The 22,691-nt window shown below is 67.5% G+C and carries 28 protein-coding genes; 21 read left to right on the top strand and 7 right to left on the bottom strand.

The genetic code is table 11. The features are described 5' to 3' along the window. The first annotated feature begins 7 nt into the window (after positions 1–7). Both AB4Z47_RS05610 and AB4Z47_RS05615 read left to right on the top strand, forming a co-directional pair. On the top strand, positions 8–793 hold the full coding sequence (locus AB4Z47_RS05610; RefSeq protein WP_441948381.1) for a dioxygenase family protein: 786 nt from the start codon (positions 8–10) through the stop codon (positions 791–793). A 26-nt stretch (positions 794–819) separates the two neighbouring features. Further along, positions 820–1,341: a DoxX family protein gene (locus AB4Z47_RS05615; protein WP_441948382.1), complete on the top strand. Its 522-nt coding sequence runs from the start codon at positions 820–822 to the stop codon at positions 1,339–1,341. 50 nt (positions 1,342–1,391) lie between these two features. On the opposite strand, the gene AB4Z47_RS05620 is transcribed toward AB4Z47_RS05615, so the two are convergent. Further along, the gene (locus AB4Z47_RS05620; protein ID WP_441948384.1) at positions 1,392–1,937 is read right to left on the bottom strand and encodes an Rv3235 family protein; all 546 of its coding nucleotides are present in this window, start codon (positions 1,935–1,937) and stop codon (positions 1,392–1,394) included. A gap of 415 nt (positions 1,938–2,352) precedes the next feature. Between AB4Z47_RS05620 and AB4Z47_RS05625 the strand changes: the two genes are divergently transcribed. From AB4Z47_RS05625 to AB4Z47_RS05635, 3 genes are all read left to right on the top strand, one after another. Then, positions 2,353–3,447 carry an LLM class flavin-dependent oxidoreductase gene (locus AB4Z47_RS05625; RefSeq protein WP_441948385.1) on the top strand — a complete coding sequence of 365 codons (1,095 nt, stop codon included), beginning with the start codon at positions 2,353–2,355 and terminating at the stop codon, positions 3,445–3,447. Further along, the gene (locus AB4Z47_RS05630) at positions 3,444–4,043 is read left to right on the top strand and encodes an FMN reductase (RefSeq protein WP_441948386.1); all 600 of its coding nucleotides are present in this window, start codon (positions 3,444–3,446) and stop codon (positions 4,041–4,043) included. The genes AB4Z47_RS05625 and AB4Z47_RS05630 overlap by 4 nt, the downstream gene beginning before the upstream one ends. A gap of 75 nt (positions 4,044–4,118) precedes the next feature. After that, positions 4,119–4,667: a YceI family protein gene (locus AB4Z47_RS05635; protein WP_441948387.1), complete on the top strand. Its 549-nt coding sequence runs from the start codon at positions 4,119–4,121 to the stop codon at positions 4,665–4,667. A gap of 53 nt (positions 4,668–4,720) precedes the next feature. On the opposite strand, the gene AB4Z47_RS05640 is transcribed toward AB4Z47_RS05635, so the two are convergent. The 3 genes from AB4Z47_RS05640 to AB4Z47_RS05650 all read right to left on the bottom strand — a co-directional run bounded on the left by AB4Z47_RS05640 (position 4,721) and on the right by AB4Z47_RS05650 (position 6,325). Then, a complete protein-coding gene (locus AB4Z47_RS05640) occupies positions 4,721–5,560 on the bottom strand; it encodes a DUF72 domain-containing protein (RefSeq protein WP_441948388.1) in 840 nt (279 codons plus the stop codon). Positions 5,561–5,819: 259 nt separating this feature from the next. Further along, complete coding sequence (locus AB4Z47_RS05645; RefSeq protein WP_441948389.1) at positions 5,820–6,077, bottom strand: Txe/YoeB family addiction module toxin; 258 nt, start codon at positions 6,075–6,077, stop codon at positions 5,820–5,822. Beyond that, positions 6,074–6,325, bottom strand: a complete 252-nt coding sequence (locus AB4Z47_RS05650; RefSeq protein WP_441948391.1) for a type II toxin-antitoxin system Phd/YefM family antitoxin — start codon at positions 6,323–6,325, stop codon at positions 6,074–6,076. The genes AB4Z47_RS05645 and AB4Z47_RS05650 overlap by 4 nt, the downstream gene beginning before the upstream one ends. Positions 6,326–6,733: 408 nt before the next feature. Between AB4Z47_RS05650 and AB4Z47_RS05655 the strand changes: the two genes are divergently transcribed. The 12 genes from AB4Z47_RS05655 to AB4Z47_RS05710 all read left to right on the top strand — a co-directional run bounded on the left by AB4Z47_RS05655 (position 6,734) and on the right by AB4Z47_RS05710 (position 16,066). Beyond that, entirely contained in the window at positions 6,734–7,102 is a 369-nt protein-coding gene (locus tag AB4Z47_RS05655; protein ID WP_441948393.1) for a hypothetical protein, read from the top strand. A 395-nt stretch (positions 7,103–7,497) separates the two neighbouring features. After that, positions 7,498–8,175 carry a hypothetical protein gene (locus tag AB4Z47_RS05660; protein ID WP_441948394.1) on the top strand — a complete coding sequence of 226 codons (678 nt, stop codon included), beginning with the start codon at positions 7,498–7,500 and terminating at the stop codon, positions 8,173–8,175. A 55-nt stretch (positions 8,176–8,230) separates the two neighbouring features. Continuing rightward, complete coding sequence (locus tag AB4Z47_RS05665) at positions 8,231–8,992, top strand: hypothetical protein (protein WP_441948396.1); 762 nt, start codon at positions 8,231–8,233, stop codon at positions 8,990–8,992. Positions 8,993–9,009: 17 nt separating this feature from the next. Continuing rightward, entirely contained in the window at positions 9,010–9,300 is a 291-nt protein-coding gene (locus tag AB4Z47_RS05670; RefSeq protein WP_441948398.1) for a hypothetical protein, read from the top strand. Next, positions 9,297–9,599 (top strand): hypothetical protein, encoded by a 303-nt coding sequence (locus AB4Z47_RS05675; RefSeq protein WP_441948399.1) that lies wholly within the window; start codon positions 9,297–9,299, stop codon positions 9,597–9,599. Before AB4Z47_RS05670 ends, AB4Z47_RS05675 begins: the two co-directional genes overlap by 4 nt. Further along, a complete protein-coding gene (locus AB4Z47_RS05680) occupies positions 9,596–10,030 on the top strand; it encodes a hypothetical protein (RefSeq protein WP_441948400.1) in 435 nt (144 codons plus the stop codon). Before AB4Z47_RS05675 ends, AB4Z47_RS05680 begins: the two co-directional genes overlap by 4 nt. Positions 10,031–10,184: 154 nt before the next feature. Beyond that, on the top strand, positions 10,185–11,435 hold the full coding sequence (locus AB4Z47_RS05685) for a COG4705 family protein (protein ID WP_441948401.1): 1,251 nt from the start codon (positions 10,185–10,187) through the stop codon (positions 11,433–11,435). Between the two features lie 82 nt (positions 11,436–11,517). Then, complete coding sequence (locus AB4Z47_RS05690; RefSeq protein ID WP_441948403.1) at positions 11,518–12,174, top strand: phosphatase PAP2 family protein; 657 nt, start codon at positions 11,518–11,520, stop codon at positions 12,172–12,174. Positions 12,175–12,209: 35 nt separating this feature from the next. Further along, positions 12,210–13,598 (top strand): sensor histidine kinase, encoded by a 1,389-nt coding sequence (locus AB4Z47_RS05695; RefSeq protein WP_441948404.1) that lies wholly within the window; start codon positions 12,210–12,212, stop codon positions 13,596–13,598. 133 nt (positions 13,599–13,731) lie between these two features. After that, positions 13,732–14,559, top strand: a complete 828-nt coding sequence (locus tag AB4Z47_RS05700; RefSeq protein WP_441948406.1) for a COG4705 family protein — start codon at positions 13,732–13,734, stop codon at positions 14,557–14,559. 100 nt (positions 14,560–14,659) lie between these two features. Then, entirely contained in the window at positions 14,660–15,331 is a 672-nt protein-coding gene (locus AB4Z47_RS05705; RefSeq protein ID WP_441948407.1) for a response regulator transcription factor, read from the top strand. A 264-nt stretch (positions 15,332–15,595) separates the two neighbouring features. Further along, positions 15,596–16,066, top strand: a complete 471-nt coding sequence (locus AB4Z47_RS05710; RefSeq protein WP_441948409.1) for a glycerol-3-phosphate dehydrogenase C-terminal domain-containing protein — start codon at positions 15,596–15,598, stop codon at positions 16,064–16,066. 47 nt (positions 16,067–16,113) lie between these two features. Here the strand turns inward: AB4Z47_RS05710 and AB4Z47_RS05715 are convergent, their stop codons facing one another. Beyond that, on the bottom strand, positions 16,114–16,278 hold the full coding sequence (locus AB4Z47_RS05715; protein WP_441948411.1) for a hypothetical protein: 165 nt from the start codon (positions 16,276–16,278) through the stop codon (positions 16,114–16,116). Between the two features lie 115 nt (positions 16,279–16,393). Here AB4Z47_RS05715 and AB4Z47_RS05720 point away from each other — a divergent pair, with 115 nt between their 5' ends. Then, complete coding sequence (locus AB4Z47_RS05720; RefSeq protein ID WP_441948546.1) at positions 16,394–17,068, top strand: class I SAM-dependent methyltransferase; 675 nt, start codon at positions 16,394–16,396, stop codon at positions 17,066–17,068. A gap of 283 nt (positions 17,069–17,351) precedes the next feature. Continuing rightward, a complete protein-coding gene (locus tag AB4Z47_RS05725; protein WP_441948413.1) occupies positions 17,352–18,575 on the top strand; it encodes a L,D-transpeptidase in 1,224 nt (407 codons plus the stop codon). A 336-nt stretch (positions 18,576–18,911) separates the two neighbouring features. On the opposite strand, the gene AB4Z47_RS05730 is transcribed toward AB4Z47_RS05725, so the two are convergent. Both AB4Z47_RS05730 and AB4Z47_RS05735 read right to left on the bottom strand, forming a co-directional pair. After that, a complete protein-coding gene (locus AB4Z47_RS05730) occupies positions 18,912–19,565 on the bottom strand; it encodes an SDR family NAD(P)-dependent oxidoreductase (RefSeq protein ID WP_441948415.1) in 654 nt (217 codons plus the stop codon). Positions 19,566–19,704: 139 nt separating this feature from the next. Further along, the gene (locus tag AB4Z47_RS05735; protein WP_441948417.1) at positions 19,705–20,484 is read right to left on the bottom strand and encodes an MSCRAMM family protein; all 780 of its coding nucleotides are present in this window, start codon (positions 20,482–20,484) and stop codon (positions 19,705–19,707) included. On the opposite strand from AB4Z47_RS05735, the gene AB4Z47_RS05740 reads away from it, so the two are divergent. Further along, positions 20,428–20,964, top strand: coding sequence for a helix-turn-helix domain-containing protein (locus AB4Z47_RS05740; protein ID WP_441948419.1), 537 nt, complete (start codon positions 20,428–20,430; stop codon positions 20,962–20,964). The two genes, AB4Z47_RS05735 and AB4Z47_RS05740, sit on opposite strands and share 57 nt — an antisense overlap. 165 nt (positions 20,965–21,129) lie before the next feature. Beyond that, the gene (locus AB4Z47_RS05745; RefSeq protein ID WP_441948548.1) at positions 21,130–22,686 is read left to right on the top strand and encodes an LCP family protein; all 1,557 of its coding nucleotides are present in this window, start codon (positions 21,130–21,132) and stop codon (positions 22,684–22,686) included. Positions 22,687–22,691 lie beyond the last annotated feature (5 nt).

Below are 22,691 nucleotides of genomic sequence, written 5' to 3' on the forward strand. Positions count from 1 at the left end.
GAACGGCATGGCCAGCGCGGATTCCGGACGAATGCCGGTGCTGTACCTCTCGCACGGGGCCCCGCCGCTGGCCGACCATGTGAGCTGGCCCGCCGAATTGGCCGCGTGGTCGCGCGATCTTCCGCGACCCACCGCGATCCTGATGATCTCCGCGCACTGGGAGGCCGCGCCGATCGCGCTCGGCGCTACCACCATCGTGCCGCTGGTTTACGACTTCCGGGGCTTCCCCGAGCACTACTACCAGGTGCGCTACGCCGCGCCGGGCGCACCGGAGCTGGCCGAGAAGGTGTGGAACCTGTTGCCTGGCCCAGAGGGCGCCGTGGCCGACGTCCCGGACCGCGGGCTCGACCACGGCGCCTATGTGCCGCTGAAGGAGATGTATCCGGCGGCCGACGTGCCGGTGCTGCAACTGTCGATGCCGACGCTGGACCCGCGGGCGCTGATGGAGGTCGGCCGCAGGCTGGCTCCGCTGCGCGACGAGGGCGTCCTGATCATCGGCAGCGGATTCTTCACCCACAACCTGCGCGCCATGACGACCGACGACGAGCACGTCCACGCATTCACCGTGGAATTCGACGAGTGGGGCCGCGAAGCGCTGGCCGCCCGCGATCTGGACGCGATGCTCGACTTCGAGCACAAGGCGCCGACGGCGAGCCTCGCCCATCCGCGCACCGATCACTTCGCACCGCTGTTCGTCGCACTCGGTGCCGGCGAGAACGACCTCGACTCGCTGCGCACCGTCATCGACGGTTACTGGTTCGGCATGGCCCGCCGATCCATTCAACTCGGCTGAGCGCCGCCCCACCGAAAGACAGGAAAATGACAGACACCATTGCGCGCACCGACGCGCCGACCACCCTGACCTACGATATCGGCCTCGCGGTCCTGCGCCTGGCCGTCGGCCTGACTATGGCCGCACACGGCGCGCAGAAACTCTTCGGCTGGTTCGGTGGCGGCGGCCTCGACGGCACAGGCCGGTTCTTCGCCGCGAGCGGCTATCCCGCGGGCAAGGCCATGGCCGTAGTCGCGGGTGTCACCGAGACCTTCGGCGGCCTCGCGTCGGCGGCCGGTCTGCTCACCCCGCTCGCGGGCGCGGCCATCGTCGGCACCATGCTCAACGCGATCGCGGTCAAATGGGGCAGCGGATTCTTCGCACCCAAAGGCATCGAGTACGAACTGCTGCTCACCTTTGCCGCCACCACGATCACTCTGACCGGCCCCGGCCGTTACGCCGTCGACCGCGCCATCCCCGCCGTGCGCGACCATCGCTTGGCGTACGGCGTCGCATCGGTGATCCTCGCACTCCTCGTCGCGGGCACCTTGCTGCTGCTGCGCAACTGACCCGCGGAGCGGCGTCCGGCCGCGGAAGCGAACCGCGCCGCGGCCTCGCTTCACCTGATCCGCAGTGCCGTCAATCGCCACCCCGCGGATCGGGTGCGTGCGATGCGCGCCGCCAGCGCAAAATGCCGCCTGCCGCGGGTATACCCGGCGTAGACCTCGGCGGTCTTGGCGTCCACCAGCGTCACGCTCACCCGGCTCGGCACCGCGACGCCCAGCGAGCGGCCCGGCACGAGATCGGCACCGATCAAGGTGCGCACCGCGGCGATCACCGTCGGGTCGGCGACCCCGGCCAGCTGCGACACCGGTCGTCTGCGATCGAGCACCTCCAACGTGGCTCGAACCGCTGCTTCGGCGAAATGCCTTGCCGCCGAGTAGTTTTCGTGGTCGGCCGAGGTGTCGCCCGCATGCCCCTTCCGCATCGCGTGTCGCACACCCGCACCCGCCCGTCCCGACTCGGCGGCGTGCGCGCGAGGCCGGCACGGCAACACGCGCGCCGCCGGATTTCCTGCCACCCGCTCGACCTCGCCGCGGCGACGACTTTCCAACGGCGGCTCCGGATTCGGAGCAGGCGACAGCCAATCGCGATATCCAGCCATGTGGCACCCCTTCGACCCGTTGCTACAACCCTGTGACGGCCAATTCTGCGGACCCACCACGGGATGTCGTGGGTAGTCGGCTACCCGATTCCCGTAGCGCTCCCGGCGCACACGCGAATCCAGTGGCCCGCTGTCGCCGAGCTTGTAGTTACCGGACACGGGCGAACGAACCGGGCACCGCATGTTGGAGTAGGCACGCACCCATATGAGGCGGAGATCGTGCATGACCGAGCGAGTAGCGGCTGTAGCTAGGAATCCATCCGGTCACCCGCCACCTGACAGGTGACCTGACTGCGGGAATACCTGCCGTAACCGACGCCACACCGGCGCGGCGGGAATAGCCGGGCACTTCCGCCGGTTGCCTTGGTTGCCATATCCACCAAATTGCTGTCAGACTGGGAATCGAGGAGGCATCGTGCAGTTCGGGATTTTCACGGTCGGTGATGTGACGACCGATCCGACCACCGGCCGGACGCCGAGTGAGCACGAGCGCATCACGGCGATGGTGACGATCGCGCGCAAGGCCGAGGAGGTCGGGCTGGACGTGTTCGCCACCGGCGAACACCACAACCCGCCGTTCGTGCCGTCGTCGCCGACGACGATGCTCGGCTACATCGCGGCGCGGACCGAGCGGCTGCAGCTGTCCACCGCGACAACGCTCATCACCACGAATGATCCGGTGAAGATCGCCGAGGACTTCGCGATGCTGCAGCACCTGGCCGAGGGCCGCGTCGACCTGATGCTCGGCCGCGGCAACACCGGACCGGTGTACCCCTGGTTCGGCAAGGACATTCGCGACGGGATCCCGCTGGCAATCGAGAACTACCACCTGCTGCACCGGCTCTGGCGGGAGGACGTGGTCGACTGGGAGGGCAAGTTCCGCACGCCGCTGCAGTCGTTCACCTCGACCCCGCGCCCACTGGACGGCGTGCCGCCTTTCGTCTGGCACGGCTCGATTCGCAGCCCTGATATCGCCGAGCAGGCGGCCTACTACGGCGATGGATTCTTCGCAAATAACATCTTCTGGCCGAAGGAACACTTCCAACGGCTGATCGCGCTGTACCGGCAGCGGTATGAACACTACGGACACGGCTCGGCCGACCAGGCCATCGTCGGACTGGGCGGACAGGTATTCATGCGCAAGAACTCCCAGGACGCGGTCCGCGAGTTCCGCCCATACTTCGACAACGCGCCGGTGTACGGACACGGCCCTTCGCTGGAGGAGTTCACCGAGCAGACGCCGCTGACCGTGGGCAGCCCGCAGGAAGTCATCGACAAGACGCTCACCTTCCGCGAGTCGTTCGGCGACTACCAGCGCCAGCTGTTCTTGATGGACCACGCGGGCCTCCCGCTGAAAACGGTGCTGGAGCAACTGGATCTATTGGGCGAGGAAGTGGTCCCGGTGCTGCGCAAGGAATTCGACGCGCGGCGACCGGCCCACGTTCCGGACGCGCCGACGCACGCGTCCTTGGTCACCGCACGCGACGCCGCACTGGAGGCAACCCGATGACCCGCATCGCCGTCGTCTCCGCGGGCCTGTCCCAGCCCTCGTCGACCCGGCTGTTGGCCGATCGGCTGGCCGCGGCCACCGACCGCGCGCTGACGGCGTCCGGTGGGGGCGCGATGTTCGACGTCGTCGAAGTGCGCGGCCACGCCCACGATCTGGCCAACAACCTGCTGACCGGATTCGCGGCGGGCGGACTGCGGGAGGTGCTCGACACCGTCGTCACGGCCGACGGCCTGATCGCCGTCACGCCGATCTTCAACGCCTCCTACAGCGGCCTGTTCAAGACTTTCTTCGATGTGCTGGAATCTGATTCGCTCACCGGGATGCCGGTGCTGATCGGCGCGACCGGCGGCTCCTCGCGGCATTCCCTCGCGCTCGAGCACGCGGTGCGACCGATGTTCAGCTACCTGCGCGCGATGGTCGTGCCGACGTCGGTCTACGCGTCGTCCGAAGACTGGGCGTCGGCGGAAACTGACGGGCTGCGTGCTCGAATCGACCGCGCCGCAGCAGAATTCGCGCCATTGCTCGGCAACGCACGGCACACTACCGATCCGTACGAAGACCCTGTACCGTTCGCACAGCTGCTCGGCGCCCCCTGATCCCCCACCGACCGACCTCCACAAAACCGACGCACATCCCAGTAATTGAAATCTCAACTATATGAGGAGAACGATATGACGACCGGCATCGCCAACGCCCTGACCGCGGGCACCTGGGCCATCGATCCCACCCACTCCACCCTCGGCTTCTCGGTGCGCCACCTGATGGTCAGCAAGGTTCGCGGCCGCTTCACCGACTTCTCCGGCAAGCTGGTCATCGGCGAGGACGGCACCACCTCGGCAGAGGCCGAGATCCGGGTCGACTCGGTCACCACCGACAACCAACAGCGCGATGAGCACCTGCGCGCCGCGGACTTCTTCCACGCCGAGGACTTCCCGGTAGCCACCTTCAAGTCCACCGGGTTCCGGGTGAACGGCGCGGACTTCGTGGTGGACGGCGAGTTCACCATCCGCGGTGTCACCAAGCCGGTCTCGCTCGACGTCGAGTTCCTGGGCGTGAACCCCGGCATGGGACACGGCCCGGTCGCGGGATTCGAGGCCAAGACCGTGATCAACCGCCGCGACTTCGGCATCACCATCGACATGCCGCTGCCCGACGGCGGCGCGGTGATCGGCGACAAGATCACGCTGAGCCTCGAGGTCGAGGTCGGCTTGCAGTCCTGACCGACCGGACGTTCCCGCAGGTGTTCCTTATCCTGCGGGAACGTCCTTTTCGGTCAGAACAAGGTCATCGGCTCGGTCGGCGTCGGCTCCGGGAGCGGATCGAGCTCGGGCAGCCGTGCACGAACCTCGTCGTGAAAACGGCGGGCCAGCCCCAATGCCTCGGCGTTGTCCGGAGTATGCAAGAACACCGTCGGCGACCTGCCTTCGCGCAGCCATTCGGTGACCACGCCGACCCACTGTTGCCAGCCCTCGACGGTCCGTGCGATGTCGTCGCGGCCGTGATATCGCACGATCGGGTATTCCGTCAGCGCGCACATCCGGCGCGGCAGGCGTGGCTTCTTCGCCGCCGCCTCCTGCTCGCCCGTGCTGGTGGGCGGACCGTCGAAAAGCACTGTGGTATCGAACGGTATCCATTCGGCGCCGACTCGCGACAGCACGTATTCCAGCCTCCGCGCCGCCTGTTCGTCGGCGAAGAACGCGGGATGCCGGACCTCTACGGCCGGCCGGTAGGCGGCGGGCAGCCGCCGCAAGAATCCGGCCAGCGCGCCGAGATCGGTCGGGCCGAACGAGCCGGGCAGCTGGACCCACAGCGCGTGGATGCGCTCTCCGAGCGGCTCCATCGACGTACGAAACGACCGCAGTGCTTCGTCGGCGCCGATCAGCCTGTGCTCGTGCGTGATCGGCTTTGGCAGCTTGATCACGAATCGGAATTCGGGATCGGACTGAGCAGCCCACGATTCCACCGAGCGACGCGACGGCGTCGCGTAGAACGTCGTATTGCCCTCGACCGCGTTGCACCACGTGGCGTACCAGCGCAGCCGCTCCCCCGGCGCGAGCTGTCGATCCTGCCATGCCGCGTGCGTCCACATCGCACATCCCACGTGAAGCCGCATACCGGCGACGTTAACGCAGGCAGCCGACAGGGCGGGACGCGGCCACAGTGCCGAGTCGACCCACAAGCCCGGGTCAGTTTGCCTGGCAGGCTAGGGACTCACTGCCGGGCGAGGCTCAGCGGCCCGACCGCGGCGTCGGCCGCAGCCAACTGTCCGTTCCGGGGCACAGTCGGCGAGCACTGCGTGCGTTGTGCCGGGGTTCGCGGCGCTGTCCGGATGTGGCGGGATTTCTGGTAGGCACTCTCGACAGCAGGGCTCATCAGTTGTAGTGGTACCGGCAGGCTGCGATACGCACCTCGTCGTCGAGGACCTTATACACCAGCCTGTGCTCGTCGGTGATCCGGCGTGACCAGTAGCCGCGGAACCCATGCTTCAACGGTTCCGGCTTGCCGATGCCCTCGTTGCCGTTACGCGCGATATCGGCGATCAGCTGATTGATCCGTTTGAGGATCTTGCGGTCCTGCGCCTGCCACCACAGGTAGTCGGCCCAGGCGTTCTCATCCCAGACGAGCTTCACTCGACCAGATCCCGCACGGTGCCCTCACCGTCCTCCAAGCGCTCGATCGCAGACAGCAACCGGCGCGCGTTGGCCGGGCTACGCAGCAGGTACGCGGTCTCCTTCAACGACTCGTAGTCATCGAGCGACACCATCACCACCGGATCGTGCCCGGCTCGGGTGATGACTACTTCCTCTCGGTCGTCGACCACACTGTTCAATACCTCGGCATACCGCTTGCGCGACTCCGAGTAAGACATAGTTCGCACGTCGACCACCCTCCGCCAGAGACGTACAAAAAATTGTACGTATTCCGCGGCGTGATGGCAATGCAGGAGGCACCGAAAATTTGTGGCGGCCGCCACCTGATTGCCCTGCCTTTTTCTGGTTTGTCGCACGCAGTGCCGAGCGGTCTGCCGGGCGTCGTGTACTTCGGCGAAGCGGGCGCACGGCCCGACCTCGCCCTTGTCCGCGAGTGGTCCCCCAAGCATTGGAAATTGTGGGACGCGGTGAAAGCCGCGTACTGGGATGCGCTTTGTCCCTGGACCACTCACGTCGCATCACCCTGCCGCAGTTCGCCTACGACTATGTGTCAGACGGTTGCGGCAGCACCGCGATTTCTGACGAAACTTATCGCACGGCAATAGAATCGGCATGACCGACGAGGACGACGATATATGACGCGACCAGCGCCGCACCACCACGATGCCGGGGTCCGCTCTTTCCTCGGTATGGGCCGCATGGCCACGCTCGCCGATATCGACTACGACACCCTGCTGCGCTGGCGCCACTGCGGCCCGGTCTGGGTGCCTTCGCCGGACATTCAAATCGGCCGCTGGCCTGGATGGTCGCAGCCGTGCGTCGAGCACTGGATCGCCGTGGACCACCAACCATTCCGCAGGCCCGAATGCCGGCGCTTCGCGGACACTGCCGAGATGCGCCGGGAGTGCCGGATCAACTGGGTCACGCTGTGGCTGTGCATCGGCGACGGAACCATCCCCGCCCCGGTCGTGTGGGTGGACGGTCGACCCGGCTGGCGACGCTGACGACCCAGCCACATCCACCGCGACGTCCTTCGCCTGCGAGCCGATCACTGCGGGACACCGCCGTCATCATCGCCTCCGACATCGTTCTATAGCTGTTCTCCTGTTGTGGTTCGATGACCCGAGATCATCGAGGAGAGTGGACGATTGGGTGTCGGGTCGTGGACGGTGCATCGGTTCGATCTGGAGCGGTCGTGGCCCGAGCTGCCGGAAGGGGTCGGTGGGGTTGCCGAGGATCTGGGGTCGTGGGCTCGGCGGCTGGGTGTGCGGTATGGGCAGTGGTTCCTTTTGGCTCCGAGTGGTTTTCCCGATGTTCGGGTGAATCGGTTCCTGGCGTCGGCGAAGTTCGGGGTGTTTGCGAACACGACACGGCGGGACTACGCGCGTTCGTTGGGTTTGTGGCTGAGTTTTCTGGGGTCTCGGGCTGCCCGCGCTGGCAGGCTGACGAGGAGCATGCCGAGGATTTCCAGTTCTGGCGGTTGACGGACCCGGCGAATGTGGCGACGGTGGGGACTTCGACGTTCGCGAAAGACGTTGCGGCGTACAAGAAGTTCTACCGGTGGATGTCGTGCCGCTACAGCGATGTGGCCGATGTTTTCGCCGAGGTGGATTTCCCGATGGCCAGGCGAGACGCGGCGGTGAAGTGGGTGGATCCGGCGGCGTGGGCGCGGTGGCGCGATGTCGGGCTACGTGGGCGAGACGTTTCGGGTCGCCGGGATCGTGCGTGGCGGGGCCGCAACGAACAGCGTGACGCCGCGTTCGTCGACGGCCTCTACGGTACGGCGTTGCGGTTGAGCGAGTGGGGCAGCGTGGTGTTGCCGGAGCTGCCGAGGCCGGAGGCCGGTCGCGGTTTCTACACGTGCGCGTTGGCGGACAAGTGCGCCAAGGGCGGGTACGGGCATCCGTATTGGATTCTGCGGCGCGCGTTGAGCGTGGTGTGGGCCTACGTCGAGGGCGCCCGGGCGCGAGCTGTGCGGCAAGCGAAGGCCGCGGGCGTATACGAGCGGTTGCCGGGGCGGATGGTGGTCGACGTGGACCGGCGACGGGGCAAGATGCCCGACGGCGAAACCGCGTAGTGCGGGAACGATAAAGAAGCTGCTGCTGAGGGCGGACGGCCTCGATGACGCGCTGATGGTGAAGCTGCACACGCGTCATCCGCCGCGAGCCCGCCGCTCGGCGGCCAAGACCAGCTACACCCGAATGGAGTTCAAGCGCGTCGCGGACGCGGCGCGCGCGGACCTGCGGGCCGCCGCTGCCCGTATCCGCGGCAACCGGCAGCTGTTTGACCGATACCGGGCCGGTGAGGTCGATGATCCGAATCGGCGGCTGGAGCTGCTGGACTTCGTGGACCGCCACGGTGACGTGCCGCGTCGTATCGGTCGGGCCGGCTCAGGCACCCGGGAGACGCGCATGGAATGGGTGCTCAAGTTCGGCACGGTGGCCGAGGTCGTGGCCTGGGCGCATTTGAGCGCGATAGAAGCGACGGCCGGCGCGATCCTGTTGGCGGTGATGACCGGGGAGAACAAGAACGTCATACTCGACGCGCCCGCCGCCCATCACCGCGCCGACGGCCACACCGGGCGGGCGGCCACCGCGATCCTGGACACCCGCAAACCTCGGCGCGGGCGGCGAGCGCACATGAACCTGGTGCTGGAACAGATTCCGAACTGGATCAGTATTCCCGCCGAGCCGGCTCCGATGTCCGCGCACGACGAGCTGCACACCCCGTTTGGGGTCTACACACTGCTGCTGGAGCTGACCAGCCGCTCCCGCGAGATCACCGGCTGCGATGGGCTGCTGATCGGCCACCACACCACAGGCCGTGACGGGCGCGGGTTCCGTGTGGTCGACGGGAGCTTCTGCTTCCGGCCTGGTCGAAACGCCACAACCTGACCGCCGACGCCGACGGCGTGGACACAGCTCCGCAGGCGTTGACCATCAAGATGAGTCTGCTGCGGCTGACCTACCTGGAACTGAACCAGAAGCCGGTCGCGCACACCGAGTCGACTCTGGTCAACGATTACCTGGCCCGCAACCGCGGCAACCTGGCCGAGTATCGCCAGGTGGTGGCCGACGCGTTGACCGGCGAGGTCGACAAGGCCCGCGTGCGGGGTATCATGGCGCATTTGAGCGAGGCCGACCTCGCGCAGGCGCTCACCGATCCGAGGCCGTCGCCGCGCGGCACGGTGTCGACGCGGTGACGCTCAAACGCATGATCGCCGGGGAACTCGACACCGTGATGGCGGCCTGCGTCGCGGGCGACAACAGCCCCCATGCCCCGGCGCGACAGCCATGCCGGGCCTCGTTCATGCAATGCCTGGACTGCCCGTGCGCGCGGGCGCTGCCCGGTCACCTGCCGATCCAGGTGCTCGTGCACGACCGGCTGGACGCGCGCAGGGCCGAGATGACGCCGCTGACGTGGGCGCGGCGGTTCGCGCTGCCCCACGCCCAGCTCGCCGACCTGCTGGCCCGCCACGACGAGGTGGAGAACCACCGATGATCTCGACCACGGTGACGGAGAAGGATCCCGTCCGCAAGAAGCTCCTCGCCGCGATGGACCGGCTCCTGGACGGCAAGCCGCTGCGCTCGACCGGACGGCTCAGCGTCTCCCAACTCGCCGTCGAGGCCGGTGTCGGGCGCTGGCAGCTCACCCACCAGCACCTGGACCTGAAAGAGCTGTTCCAGGCCCGCGTCAAAGCCGCCGTAAACGCCGCCGGCGCAGGAGAACCCGGCGAACTGGAGAAGCTGAGAGCTGAGTACGCCGACCTACGCCGACACTGCGCCGAGCTGGAAGCACAGGTGCAGCTCTACGCCGGGGTGATCAACCTGCTCGCGTTGGAACGCCACACCGCCGACAGCGCAGCAGCCGTCACGGACCTGGAGTCGGCTCGGCGACGCCGCACCCGAACCGACGGGGACGACATCGGCTGATCGGTCCCGTCGACCGCACACCGCTGTCCGGTGGGCAGCAGAAGCGGGAGCCGCCCGGACGAGCTACGTCCAGGACCCGCTCGCTGGTGCCTGGTGCTGGTCAGGGCTGATTTCTCAGCGGTTCCACAGCGAGGGGTCTGTACGGTCACCGAGCGTGACGGACAACACGAGGATTCGGGTCGATACGGCCGGGCGCATGCTGAGCAAGGTGCCCGAAGTCACGGTCTGGTTTTGGGTCATCAAGATCCTGTGCACCACCGTCGGGGAAAGCTTCGCCGACTGGATCAACTCCACATTGGCGCTCGGGTTGGTGACCACGGCCGTGATCTTCAGCGTGGTACTGGCGGCGGTGCTGGCCTGGCAGCTGCGCCTTGCCCGGTATGTGCCGTTCGTGTACTGGCTGTGCGTGGTGGTGTTGAGTGTGACCGGCACGCTGTACACCGACATCCTCACCGACAAACTCTCGGTCCCGCTCGCATTGAGCACCGCCGTGTTCGCCGCGGTCCTGGCGGTGGTGTTCGCCGTATGGTTCGCGCGGGAACGCACACTGTCGATTCACAGCATCGTCACCACGCCGCGCGAGTTGTTCTACTGGCTGGCGGTGCTGGTCACCTTCGCTCTGGGCACCGCGGTCGGTGACTGGACGCTGGCCACGACCGGTTGGGGGCCGGGAACCTCGGTACTGCTGCCCGCCGGACTGATCGCCGCGATCGTGATCGGATGGCGGTCGGGCGCGAACGCGGTGCTGTCGTTCTGGCTCGCCTACATCCTGACCCGCCCGTTGGGCGCGAACCTCGGCGACTGGCTCGCCTCCCCGAGAAACGCACACGGTCTCGGTCTGGGAACCGCCGCCACCAGCGTGATCTTCCTGGCCGCGATCGGCGCGACCGTCGTCTACCTCACTCGCACCCGCAGCGACGTCATCGACGATCAGCGACCACCCGCACCCGAGACCGCGAGGACCAGCCCGGCCCGCGAGCGCATCATGCTCGGGTACTACGCGGTGGTGGCGGTGCTGGTCGGGTGCCTATTGGGATGGGCCTCCACCCAACCACACGCCGCCGCCAGCGACGAAGAGACCTCCTCCGCGCCGGCTGCTGCCGCGCCGGCCTCAGGTCAGGCGACCGCGCATTTCCCGACAGCGGAGGTCGCGAGGCTGCGCACCATCACGCAGGACACTTTGGCGCTGGTGGAAAGCGGCAAGCAAAACGCGGCTACGGCCCGGATCAAGGACCTGGAAACCGCGTGGGATCAAGACCAGTCGAGCTTGCAGCCGATGGATGAGGCCGGGTGGGACGTGGTCGACCACAGTATCGACAGTGCGTTGAAAGCGTTGCGCGCGCACAACCCGGACCCGGCGACCGAAACACGGACCCTCACCACGCTGCTGACCACGCTCGGCTGAGTCTGCCGGCACCAACTCCGCCGCGCGCGACGACATCGAGCGCACACGGCCGGCGACCGGCCACACCCGACCGAAAGGCCACATGACCACACCCACTATCGCGGCCCTCGACGTGAACGGGCTCGGTGACGAGCAGCTTCGGCAGATCAACGCCTTCGCCCGGCACACGCCCTGGCTGCGTGCAGTGATGTACGACTACGCCACCTACGGCGTGGTCTTGTTCGCCGCGCTGCTGATCGCGGGCTGGTGGCTCGCTCGCCGCAGCGGCGACCCCGCACGGATGGCCGCGGCGATCTGGGCCGGTGTCGCGACGGTGCTGGCCGTGGGCGTCAATCAACCCCTCGTCCACGCCGTCGGTGAGCAACGGCCCTACGATGCCGTCCCGGGTCTGCTGGTGCTCGCGGACCGGAGCACCGACCCGTCGTTCCCCAGTGATCACGCGACCATGGCCGGTGCTGCGGCGGCCGGGCTGTTCCTGGTCTCGCCCCGTCTCGGAAAGGCCGCCGTGGCCGCCGCGCTGCTGATGGCGTTCGCCCGCGTCTACATCGCCGCCCACTACCCCCACGACGTCATCGCCGGACTTGTCCTGGGCGCTGCCGTCACGCTCATCGGGTGGGTGCTGATACGCCGTGGGCTGACCGCCGTCGTACTCCGAGCGACCCACTCGCGGCTGCGTCCAGTGTTGGCCGCGCCGCGTGCACGAGTGCAACGCGCGGCACAAGCCATGTCGAGAATGTGACCGGTCACACCGGAGCGCGGGTGATGATGTCGGTCGTGACTCGATTGGCATTGTCGGCACGCCCGTCCCATTGGGGGTTGCGTGTCCGCTCGGCTGCGGTAGTGGCGCTGGTGGTCGGTGTCGCGACGCTGGTGGGAGCGGGAGTGGTGTTGCGGCTGTTGGATCTGTCGCTGCTGCGTGTGGCCGGTGAGTCGGCATCGGCGCGGGCGAACGCCGTCGCCGAGCAGTTGCGCACGCATCGGCCCGACCAGCTGGACGAGTCGTTGTTCGCCAGCGTCGGCCGGGTCACGATCGTGCAGATCATCGGCCCGGACGGACATGTGCTGCGCACCTCGAGCCAGGCTTGGACCGCGCCGTTGATCGGTGACCCGATCACCGCGGGCGTCGATCGTCGTAACGGTGTCGCGGCGGCATCGAACGAGGATCTGCGGATCAGCGCCCGCACCGTCGCCGGACCTGACGGGTCGGTGACGGTGTTGGCCGCCGCGGACACCCAACCGATCGAGGACACCGTCGCCGACGTTACGCAACTGCTGGCCGGGTTGGGCCCATTGATCGTGCTGGTCACTGCGGCGGCCACGTACTGGCTGGTGGGCCGCTCGCTGCGGTCGGTCGAGGACATCCGTGCTCGGGTGGCCGGGATCGAGACCGGCGACCTGTCGCAACGGGTCCCGATCCCGCCCACCCGCGACGAGATCGCGCGGCTGGCGGTCACCATGAACGAGATGCTGTCTCGCATCCAGGCCGGGCACGAGGCCCAACGGCGGTTCGTCGGTGACGCCTCCCACGAGCTGCGCAGCCCATTGACCACCCTGCTCACCGCGCTCGAACTCGGCCTCGAACACCCCGGGTTCCTCGACCGTGATCTGCTCGCCGACACACTGTTGCCGGAAGGGCGGCGGATGCGCCACCTCATCGACGACCTGCTGATCCTGGCCGTCACCGACCAGCACGGCCCCAGCGCGCGACACGAGGACATCGATCTGGACGACCTCGCCGCCGCCGCGGTCAGCGCCGCTGACACCAGTCACGCGGCGATCGTGCGGGCCGAGCTGGTGCCAGCCCGCGTGGTGGGCGACCGCACCGGCATCGACCGGGTGATCCGCAACCTCGTCGACAACGCCGCCCGCCACGCCACCACGACCGTGACCGTGTCCACAGCCGTCGTGCAGGGGCGTGCCCGTCTCACCGTCGACGACGACGGACCCGGCGTTCCCCCGGATGACCGTGTCCGGATATTCGAGCGGTTCGCCCGCCTGGAACCCGACCGCAGCCGCGACAGCGGCGGCACCGGCCTCGGCTTGGCCATCGTCGCCGAGATCGTCGCGGCCCACCACGGAACCGTCACTGTCGAGAACTCACCCACCGGCGGCGCACGTTTCGTCGTCGAACTCCCCACCACCGAGCCGCCACCCACCCGATGAAAAGCCCGGCGCGTCCAGAACACGCCGCACCGATACGGAAACGGTTCTCAGCGTGCTCTCAGCGGTCTTCGGGCACACTTCACCTCGACATATCGGGCGCACACTGGCGCCATCGGGATGGGAGTCCAAGGCGATGAGTCGAGCAGCGGGCAGCGCCCACACCTCATACAAACTTCCCCAGATCACCGTCCTGTTCTGGGTATTGAAGATCGCCGCTACGACGCTGGGTGAGACCGGCGGCGACTGGGTCGCGCAGACCCTGAAATTCGGATACCTGGACGCGACACTGTTCTTCTTCGCCGCCATGGTCGTCGTGCTGATCGGCCAACTGCGGGCGCGCACATTCCACCCGGCGCTGTACTGGACTCTGATCGCCGCCACCAGCACGTCGGGCACCACCCTGTCCGACCTGCTCAACCGAGGCGACCAATCCGGTTCCGCCGAAAACGGACTCGGCTACCGGGCCGGGGCGGCGATCCTGATCTCCGCGCTGGCGATCGTGTTCGTCATCTGGAAATTCAGCGGCGAAACCTACAACGTCGCCCACATCACCACCCACCGAGGCGAACTGCTCTACTGGGCCGCGATCGTGCTCTCGAACACCCTGGGCACCTCCACCGGCGACTTCCTGTCCGACAGCTCCGGCCTCGGCTACTGGGGCGGAGCCGCCGTCATCGCCGGGACCATGGTCGCGATCCTGCTCGCTCACTACTTCACCAACATCTCCGGGGTGTTCCTGTTCTGGACCGCGTTCGTGCTGACCCGCCCGCTCGGCGCGACCATGGGCGACTTCCTGTGGAAGCCACACGCCAAGGGCGGCCTCAACCTGGGCAGCGGATGGACCTCGGTGGTCATTCTCGCGATCCTGGCCATCGGCATCGCATACAACATCCGCCAACATCGTCGAAACACCTTCGAAACCAACAGCACCAGCAGCACCGCGACAGCCCCGGCCGGGTGAGCACACGCGGCGCACCCATGCCGCGCGTCTGGTCACCCCGCCATAGGATGGACGCAAGCGGTGGCATGACAACACCAACCGGGCACGGAGGACACCCCGGATGACACGAGTGCTGGTGGTCGAAGACGAGCCCCACCTGGCGGAGATGCTGCGACGTGGACTCGAACTCGAAGGCTACGACAGCCGCGTCGCGCTCACCGGTCCTGACGGCCTCCGCCTCGCCACCGACGGCGAATTCGACGTGGTCGTCCTGGACATCATGCTCCCCGGACTCAGCGGCTACGAAGTGCTCCGACAGCTCCGCGCATACGACGTGCGAATCCCGGTCCTCATGCTCACCGCCAAAGACGGCGACCACGAACAAATAGACGCCCTCGACATGGGTGCCGACGACTACCTCACCAAACCGTTCTCATTCATGGTCCTCGTCGCACGGCTACGCGCACTGCTACGCCGAGCACCGGACCCCAACGAGATCCTCACCGTTTGCGATCTCACCCTCGACCCCACACGACGCCGAGTCCAGCGGGGCGACGCAATCGTGGCATTGACTCCCCGCGAATTCGCGCTGCTCGAACACCTCATGCGGCACAAAGGAACCGTCGTCACCAAGACCGATCTCCTCGCCGACGTGTGGGACGCACACTGGCACGGCCCCGCCAACGTGGTCGAGGTGTACATCGGCTACCTACGCAAGAAAATCGACACCCCATTCGGCACCAACAGCATCGAAACCCATCGCGGAGTCGGATACCGCCTCGCCGACGATTGAGCCACGGCTATCACGCCCTACACGCCGGTCGGCGCTAGCAAACTCGAAACCCCGACGATCGTCGCCGCCGAGCGGTCGACCGACCCGACGTCGAAGACTGCGACACCTTCCCGTCTAGGATCACCACGACTGTTGCATTCCGCTCACGGCGATGGCAGCATCGGAACAGCGAAAAGCCGCCTCGGGCATGCCGATCCAACAACAGGGTCGAACAGGCGATAGAAACGCATTCGACGATCCTGATGACGTGCTGGGTCGAAATCAGTGCCGATTCTCGGCGCGGTGGGCTACCACGAACTCGCCGCCGACCTGGACAGCCCCGCGCTGCGCCGCGGGCTGCCGAGGGCGACGGTCGAACGCCTGCTCGGCCGCTACGGCTCGGCGATCACCGACCTGTTCGACCTGATCGCCGACGAGCCCGAACTGGCCGAGCCGCTGGCCGGGGCGCCCGACTACCTCGGTGCCGAAGCCGCGTACGCGGTGACCCATGAGGGCGCCCTGCACCTGGACGATGTGCTCACCCGCCGCACCCGCATCTCCATCGAGGCCGCGGACCGCGGCTTGGCCGCCGCACCCGCGGTAGCCTGGCTCGTCGGCGCTCGCCTCGGCTGGGACGCCGCGGACACCGACCGCGAGATCACCCGCTACCGAGACCGGGTGCACGCCGAACTGGCCGCCAACCAGGCGGCCGACGACGAGTCCGCGAACGCGGCCCGACTGGTCGCCGTCGTCTGAACCCGGTGCGTGGCACGGTTGCGCGGGAGCTGTGCCACGCACCCGGCTCAGTGGTCCATCCCGCCGTGTCCGCGCGAGGTGGATTCGTCGGTCTCGAGTTCTTCGTCGGTGGGGTGCTCGTCGGCGTGGGTCGGCTTGCTGTGCTCCTCGGCGAAATCGGAGTCCTGCTGCATCGACTCCGCCGTCGTCGGATCGATTTCCGGTGTGCTCATGATCGCCGCGTACCCGGTGTCGGCGAAGGAATGCAGGGCCGAGACCGACCGTGGCTTGCGCGGCCGCGACCCGCGGGTTGACCTCAACCCCGGTTCAGGATGGACCATGGAGACCATGACAAGGCCCGCCGAATTCTGGAACACCGTCTACGACAACGACACCGCGCCATGGGTGATCGGTGCACCACAGCCCGCCATCGTCACACTCGAACGTGACGGGTGGATCAACGGACGGGTACTCGACCCCGGTTCCGGCGCGGGCGAACACACGATCCTGCTGACGCGACTCGGTTACGACGTACTCGGTATCGACATGTCGCCCAGCGCCGTCGCCTATGCTCGCGCCAATGCCGCCGAGCAGAATGTCCCCACCGCCGTATTCGAGGTGGCCGACGCGCTCGCGCTCGGCGACCGCCCGGATTTCGCCGGTGATCCGCCCGGCTCCGCACCCGCGTTCGACACCATCGTGGACAGCGCCCTGTTCCATGTCTTCGGCAACGAGGACGAGGCACGAGCTGCCTATGTCCGCAGTCTGCACGCGATCTGCAAGCCGGGCGGCGCGGTCCATATCCTCGCTCTCTCGGATATCGAACCGGGGTTCGGCCCGCGGATCAGCGACTCGGTAATCCGGGACTCCTTCCGCGACGGCTGGGAGATCGAAGACCTACGCCCTACGCGCTACCGGGGACGGATCACCGACGTCGTGGCCCAGGAGGCAGCGCAACTGGACGTCTCCGAGTCCGGCCAGGTCGACGTCGCTGCCTGGCTGGCCAGGATTCGCCGCAACTAGCTCGCGCGGGCCCTCGCATCCTCATCCCACATTCCGCAGGCGCAACAACCCTGCCGCCGTCGACCGGACCGGCAGGAATCGAAGTAGGACGGCGCAAGCAGATCCTCGAAGTCGAGCCGCAATCCACCGATTTCGGCGATCGCAGACCGTTCCTGTGGAGCGGCTGGGAACCTGCCGTGAGCCGCTGTCGCGGGCATTTCACCGCATGGGTGACCGGTAAACTACTGCCCTGGACAGTACGAGGGTGCGCTATCGGTGGCGCACGGCGAACACAGGAGAATCCATGGCGACCCCCCGCTTCCGATCCGGTGTCATCGCGGGGTTCGCCCTGGTGACGGCGCTCGTCGTGGCGGCGTGCTCATCCTCATCGGCACCGAAACCCGCCCCGGGAGCCACCGGCCCCGCGGTCGCGCCGATCGCCATCACGCCCGGGTCCGGCGCCGAGGTTGTCGATCCGCTCGCGCCGGTCCAGGTGAGCGCGACCGACGGCATGCTGACCTCGGTCACGATGACCAACGAACAGGGCAAGGCGGTCGACGGCATCCTGACCCCGGACAAGACCACCTGGAAGCCCGTCGAACCGCTCGGCTACGGGCACACGTACACGGTCACCGCCGAGGGGCTCACCATCACCGGCCGGATCGGCCCTACCAGCTCCACCTTCGCCACACTGAAGCCGAACAACCAGACCAAGGTGTATCTGACCACCACCGGCGGCACGCCGCTGGCCGACGGCGGCACATTCGGCGTCGGCACCGTCGTCGTGGCCCACTTCGATGAGGACATCCCCGACCACGCCGCCGCCGAGAAGCGACTCTCGGTGACCACCGACCCGCCGGTCGAAGGCTCCTGGTACTGGCTGGACGACCGCAACGCCCACTGGCGCCCGAAGGAGTACTACACCCCGGGCACCAAGGTCGCCGTCGCGGCGAACATCTACGGCCAGGAACTCGGCCATGGCCTCTACGGCCAAGAGGACACCAAGACCTCGTTCACCATCGGCGCCTCGCACGTCTCGATCGCCGACGACAACACCAAGCAGATCCAGGTCTTCGAGAACGGCAAGCTGATTCGCACGATGCCGACCTCGATGGGCATGGGCGGTCGCGAGGTGATCGCGGGCAAGACGCTCACCTTCTGGACCCAGCCCGGTGTCTACACCGTGATGGACAAGGCCAACCCGGTGATCATGGACTCCTCCACCTACGGCCTGCCGATCAACTCCCGCCTCGGCTACAAGGAGGCCATCGGCTGGGCCACCCGGATCAGCACCGACGGCATCTACCTGCATCAGCTCGACTCCACCGTCTGGGCTCAGGGCAACACCGACGTCTCGCACGGTTGCCTCAACCTCAGCGGCGAGAACGCCCAGTGGTTCTTCACCTTCGCCGTCCCCGGTGACGTGGTGGAGATCCGCAACACCGGCGGCGCCCCTCTGGAGGTCTGGCAGAACGGCGACTGGGGTCTGCCGTGGGATCAGTGGGTGCAGGGCAGCGCGCTGCGGTAGCGCACCGGCTCGCCGACACGCTGAGCGCTCTTGCCGACGATCGGCGCCTGCACTAACCTCCCGCTGTCGCGAGACCATTCGGTCTCCGATCCCTGCCCGACGTATCCGCCGCGGCACGGGGTGGGGCCTGCGTTCATGATCGGAGCCGATTCGATGGCGATGCTGTTGTATTACCTCCTGCTGCCGGTCTATCTGGCCGAAGCCATCACCCATCTCCTGGACTGAACGCGTACGGTTCCAGCGCATCGCGAGCTGGTCGCCTCCCGTGGCCTCGACAATCCGGTGCGCACTGTGTTCGGCCTCCGCACGAGTTCGCTGCGATCGGACCCTGATAGCTCAGCCGTCGTAGGAGACGTGCGGCGTCCACGCGTCGGCCGGGCGAGTAGCCGCCGCGTGCAGCGCCTCGGCGACACGGTCCCGGGTGAACGCCCCTTCGCCGAGCACACCATTGATCTGCACCGCGACCGCACGAATGCCCGCGGGCGCCAGCGTGGTGTCCAGGCTGGTGACCAGGTTGCGCACCGCCGCCTTCTGGACGCCGAGCGAGGCAGCCTGATACCACGGCTTGTCCGCGGCCGCACTGCCGGTGACCAGTACGCGAGCCCCCTCGGACAGGTACGGACTCGCGGCCTGGACCGCGGGAAGCAGTGCTGCGGCGCCGACGGTGAAGTCCTCGATCAGCTCGGGCACCGACAGCTGCAGCGGATCGGCCTGGCGGAAGATGCTCGGATTGAAATGCAGCACGTCGATGCGGCCGTGCCGCTCCCCCACACCAGCGACGGCACGGCCCACGTCGGTGGGATCTCCCAGATCCACTCCAATACCGTCCGCGTCGAACCCCTCGCCACGCAGCTGTTTCGCCAGCGGCTCGGCCTCGGTATCGAAGCGACAAGCCAACACTGCGGCAAAGCCGTCACGGGCGAACAGACGGGCGACCGAGAGCCCGACGCCGGGTCCGGCGCCGAGCACGAGGAGCACAGGAGCAGTCATGTTTCCCGAGCCTAGAGGAGCGTTTCCTCATCGCTTCGCGGCCTGAGGGACTCGAGGTTCGGCGCGGCGGAGATATCGAGTCGGTGCGCGGACAGCCCTCGATGTCCGCCTGACCGGGCTGTCATCGGCCAGGCGAAGGCTATGCGCGTGGCCAGCTGCTCTGCCCGTTATCGAGGGGTGAAAGCGATTGTGCGGCAGATGGATCGGTGCCCCAAGGAACAAGTGCCAGGTCAGCGGTGGTGGTATCCGGCGCGATCGTGATCGCGCCGGGCCCGCTGGTAGCGCTGTCCAGCACATACTGGTCGGCCTTCAGCCGGACGAACCGGTAGGCGCCGTGGGCATCGGTGAACGTGGTCGCGGCCACGGAGCCGTTGCTGTGCCGAAGTGTCAGCCGCAAGTGGGCGACGGGCACACCGTCTTCGGTGACCATCCCGCCGAGCGAGCTGTAGGTGTCCAGCGGGAGGTCCACCTGATACTCGGTGCCGTTGCCGCAGCGGACCACGGTGGCTACCGGGTCGGCGCCGGCGGCGACCACCACGAGCGTGATCTCCGTCGCGTCGATCCCGGTGATGACGTACCCGCCATCCGGATCGGACACAGTGCTGGCGATAACCTCGCCGCCCGGACCGACCGCGGTGACGGTCACCGCTGCGACGGGCTGCTCGCTGTGTCGGTCGTAGACGACGCCACGAATACTGGTGGCAGGGTCGAGGATGACATCGAGCGGTGCCGCCGCCAGGCCGGGTACGACCATCGTCGCGTGCGGGTGATAACCGATGCAGGAGAAGATCGCCAGATATGCACCGGAGGCCAGGTCGGGGACCTCGAACCGGCCGTCGGCGCCGGTGCGCGTGATCCCGGCTTGGATGCCGTTGGCACCAGCACCCGCGATGTCGCCGCGGCCGCGGGCGTCAACCAAGCCTTGGTCTACCGCTATTTCGGCTCCAAGGAGAAGCTGTTCGCCGAAGCGGCCGGCGGCGCCGACGGTTCGGACAGCATCATCAGTGACACACCGCTGGCCGAGTTGCCGCACATCCTGCTCGACCATGCGCTCGAGGTGAGCGCGGCCGGCGGGGACGATGGCGGCTCGATCTCTCGGTTCCTCAGCGCGGCAAACGACGACACCGTCCGCGCCATACTCCGCGATCGCATCAATTCCGCCTTCGGGGACCTGCTCGCCACCCGCCTGGACGGCCCCGATGCCGCCCTCCGCGCGGAGCTACTCGCCGCGCTCCTCGTCGGCGTCAGTTTCCTGCGCAACAAGGTCGGCACGACAGCGCTGTCGAGCGCCGACCGTGCCACGCTCAGTGCCTACATGGACCGTATAGCCGCGCCGCTGCTCACCGTCGACGGGACCGTCCCGGCGAACGGGTGCTCATGCAATGGCGAGGAGCAATGACACTGGCGGTTCGTGACCGCAGGCCAGACCATCACGCCGGACCGTGGGTACTGTCGAGTCGAGGGCGATGGTGCGGCGGCAAGGAGCGATCCGGTGGAACGACGACGGATACCGGCCAGGAGAACCGCCGCACCGATCGACGACGACACCGTTCCTCTTGCCAGGATCAGCGCGCTACCGCGCGACGCCGCACCTCACCACCGCCGCAACAACGCCCGCCGTCACCCCGAAACCAAGCGGCACCGGCGAACCCTGCACGCAGCCCGCATCGCGACCCGGCTGGTCGCGGCGGCCTCCGCCCTCGGGATCCTGGCCGGAACCGGCTTCGCCTGGTCCGCCGAGACCGACTTCGACCACGGGTTCACCCGCACCGACGCGATCGGCGCGGACGCGCCGCGCTCCCTCGGCGGCGACCTCAACATCCTGCTGATCGGCCTGGACACCCGCAAAGACCAGAACGGCAACGATCTGCCGAAGCCGATCCTCGACCAATTGCACGCCGGCGATGGTGAAGAGGGCGGCTACAACGCGAACTCGCTGATCCTGCTGCACATTCCGGCGGACATGCGGAAGATCGTGGCATTCTCCATTCCGCGTGACGACTATGTCCAGGTCTCCGGCATCCCCGGCTACGACCACGCCAAGATCAAGGAGGCGTACGGCCTGAAGAAGGCCGCCGCCCAGACCAAGCTGATCGCCGCGGGCGAGAAGGACCAGGTCACCCTGGAACGCGAGGGACGGGAGGCTGGACGCGCGTCCATCGTGTCTACCGTGCGCAACCTGGTCGGCGTCCCGATCGACCGCTTCGCCGAGATCTCGCTGGCCGGGTTCTACGACCTCGCCACGGCACTCGGCGGCGTGGACGTCTGCCTGAACCACGCCGTGGACGACAGCTACTACTCGGGTGCCACCTTCCCGGCCGGACCGCAGCATCTCGACGGCTCCGAGGCGCTGGCGTTCGTCCGGCAGCGCCACGGCCTGGAGAACGGCGACCTCGACCGCACCCACCGTCAGCAGGCGTTCCTCACCTCGGTGGCCAAGTCGCTACAGGATTCCGGGACGCTGACCAATATCGGCAAGCTCTCCCAGCTGATGGACGTGGCGCACCGCGACGTCGTGCTCTCCGACGACTGGAACCTGCTCGACTTCGCCCGCGACCTCGGCACGGCGGGGGCGACGTCGGTCGAGTTCCGCACGCTGCCGGTCCTGCGCTACGACAACATCGACGGCCAAGACGTCAATATCGTGGACGCTGCGGCCATCAAGAAGGAGGTACGCGCCGCGTTCGGCGTCGAACAGCCGCGGCCTACCTCGGTGCGCCTGCCGACCAGCGTCGTCGATGTGCACAACGCCAGCCACGTCGCAGGCCGGGCCGCCAAGCTCTCCTCCGCGCTGGCCGGGCGCGGCTACCAGCAGGGCACAGTGGCCAACGGCACCTACGCCGACGGCTCCGCCACCACGATCACCTACGGCCCCGGCGCCGAGACCGACGCCACCCAACTAGCCGACCTGCTCGGCGGATTCACTGCCACCGCGTCACCAGACGTCCCGGCCGGCCACGTCAAGATCGTCGTCGGCAGCGACTTCTCCATGCCCGCCGAAATCGACTCGACTTCGGCGGGCACCGCATCGTCCACGCCGAGCGGTTCCGCTCCGCCGACGCCGGATGCGGGCAAGCCGGTCACCACCACCATCGGCAACTCGGTGCCCTGCGTGAACTAGCGGAC

This window comes from Nocardia sp. 2TAF39, from assembly GCF_052114905.1.
In the GTDB taxonomy this organism is placed as follows: Bacteria; Actinomycetota; Actinomycetes; order Mycobacteriales; family Mycobacteriaceae; genus Nocardia.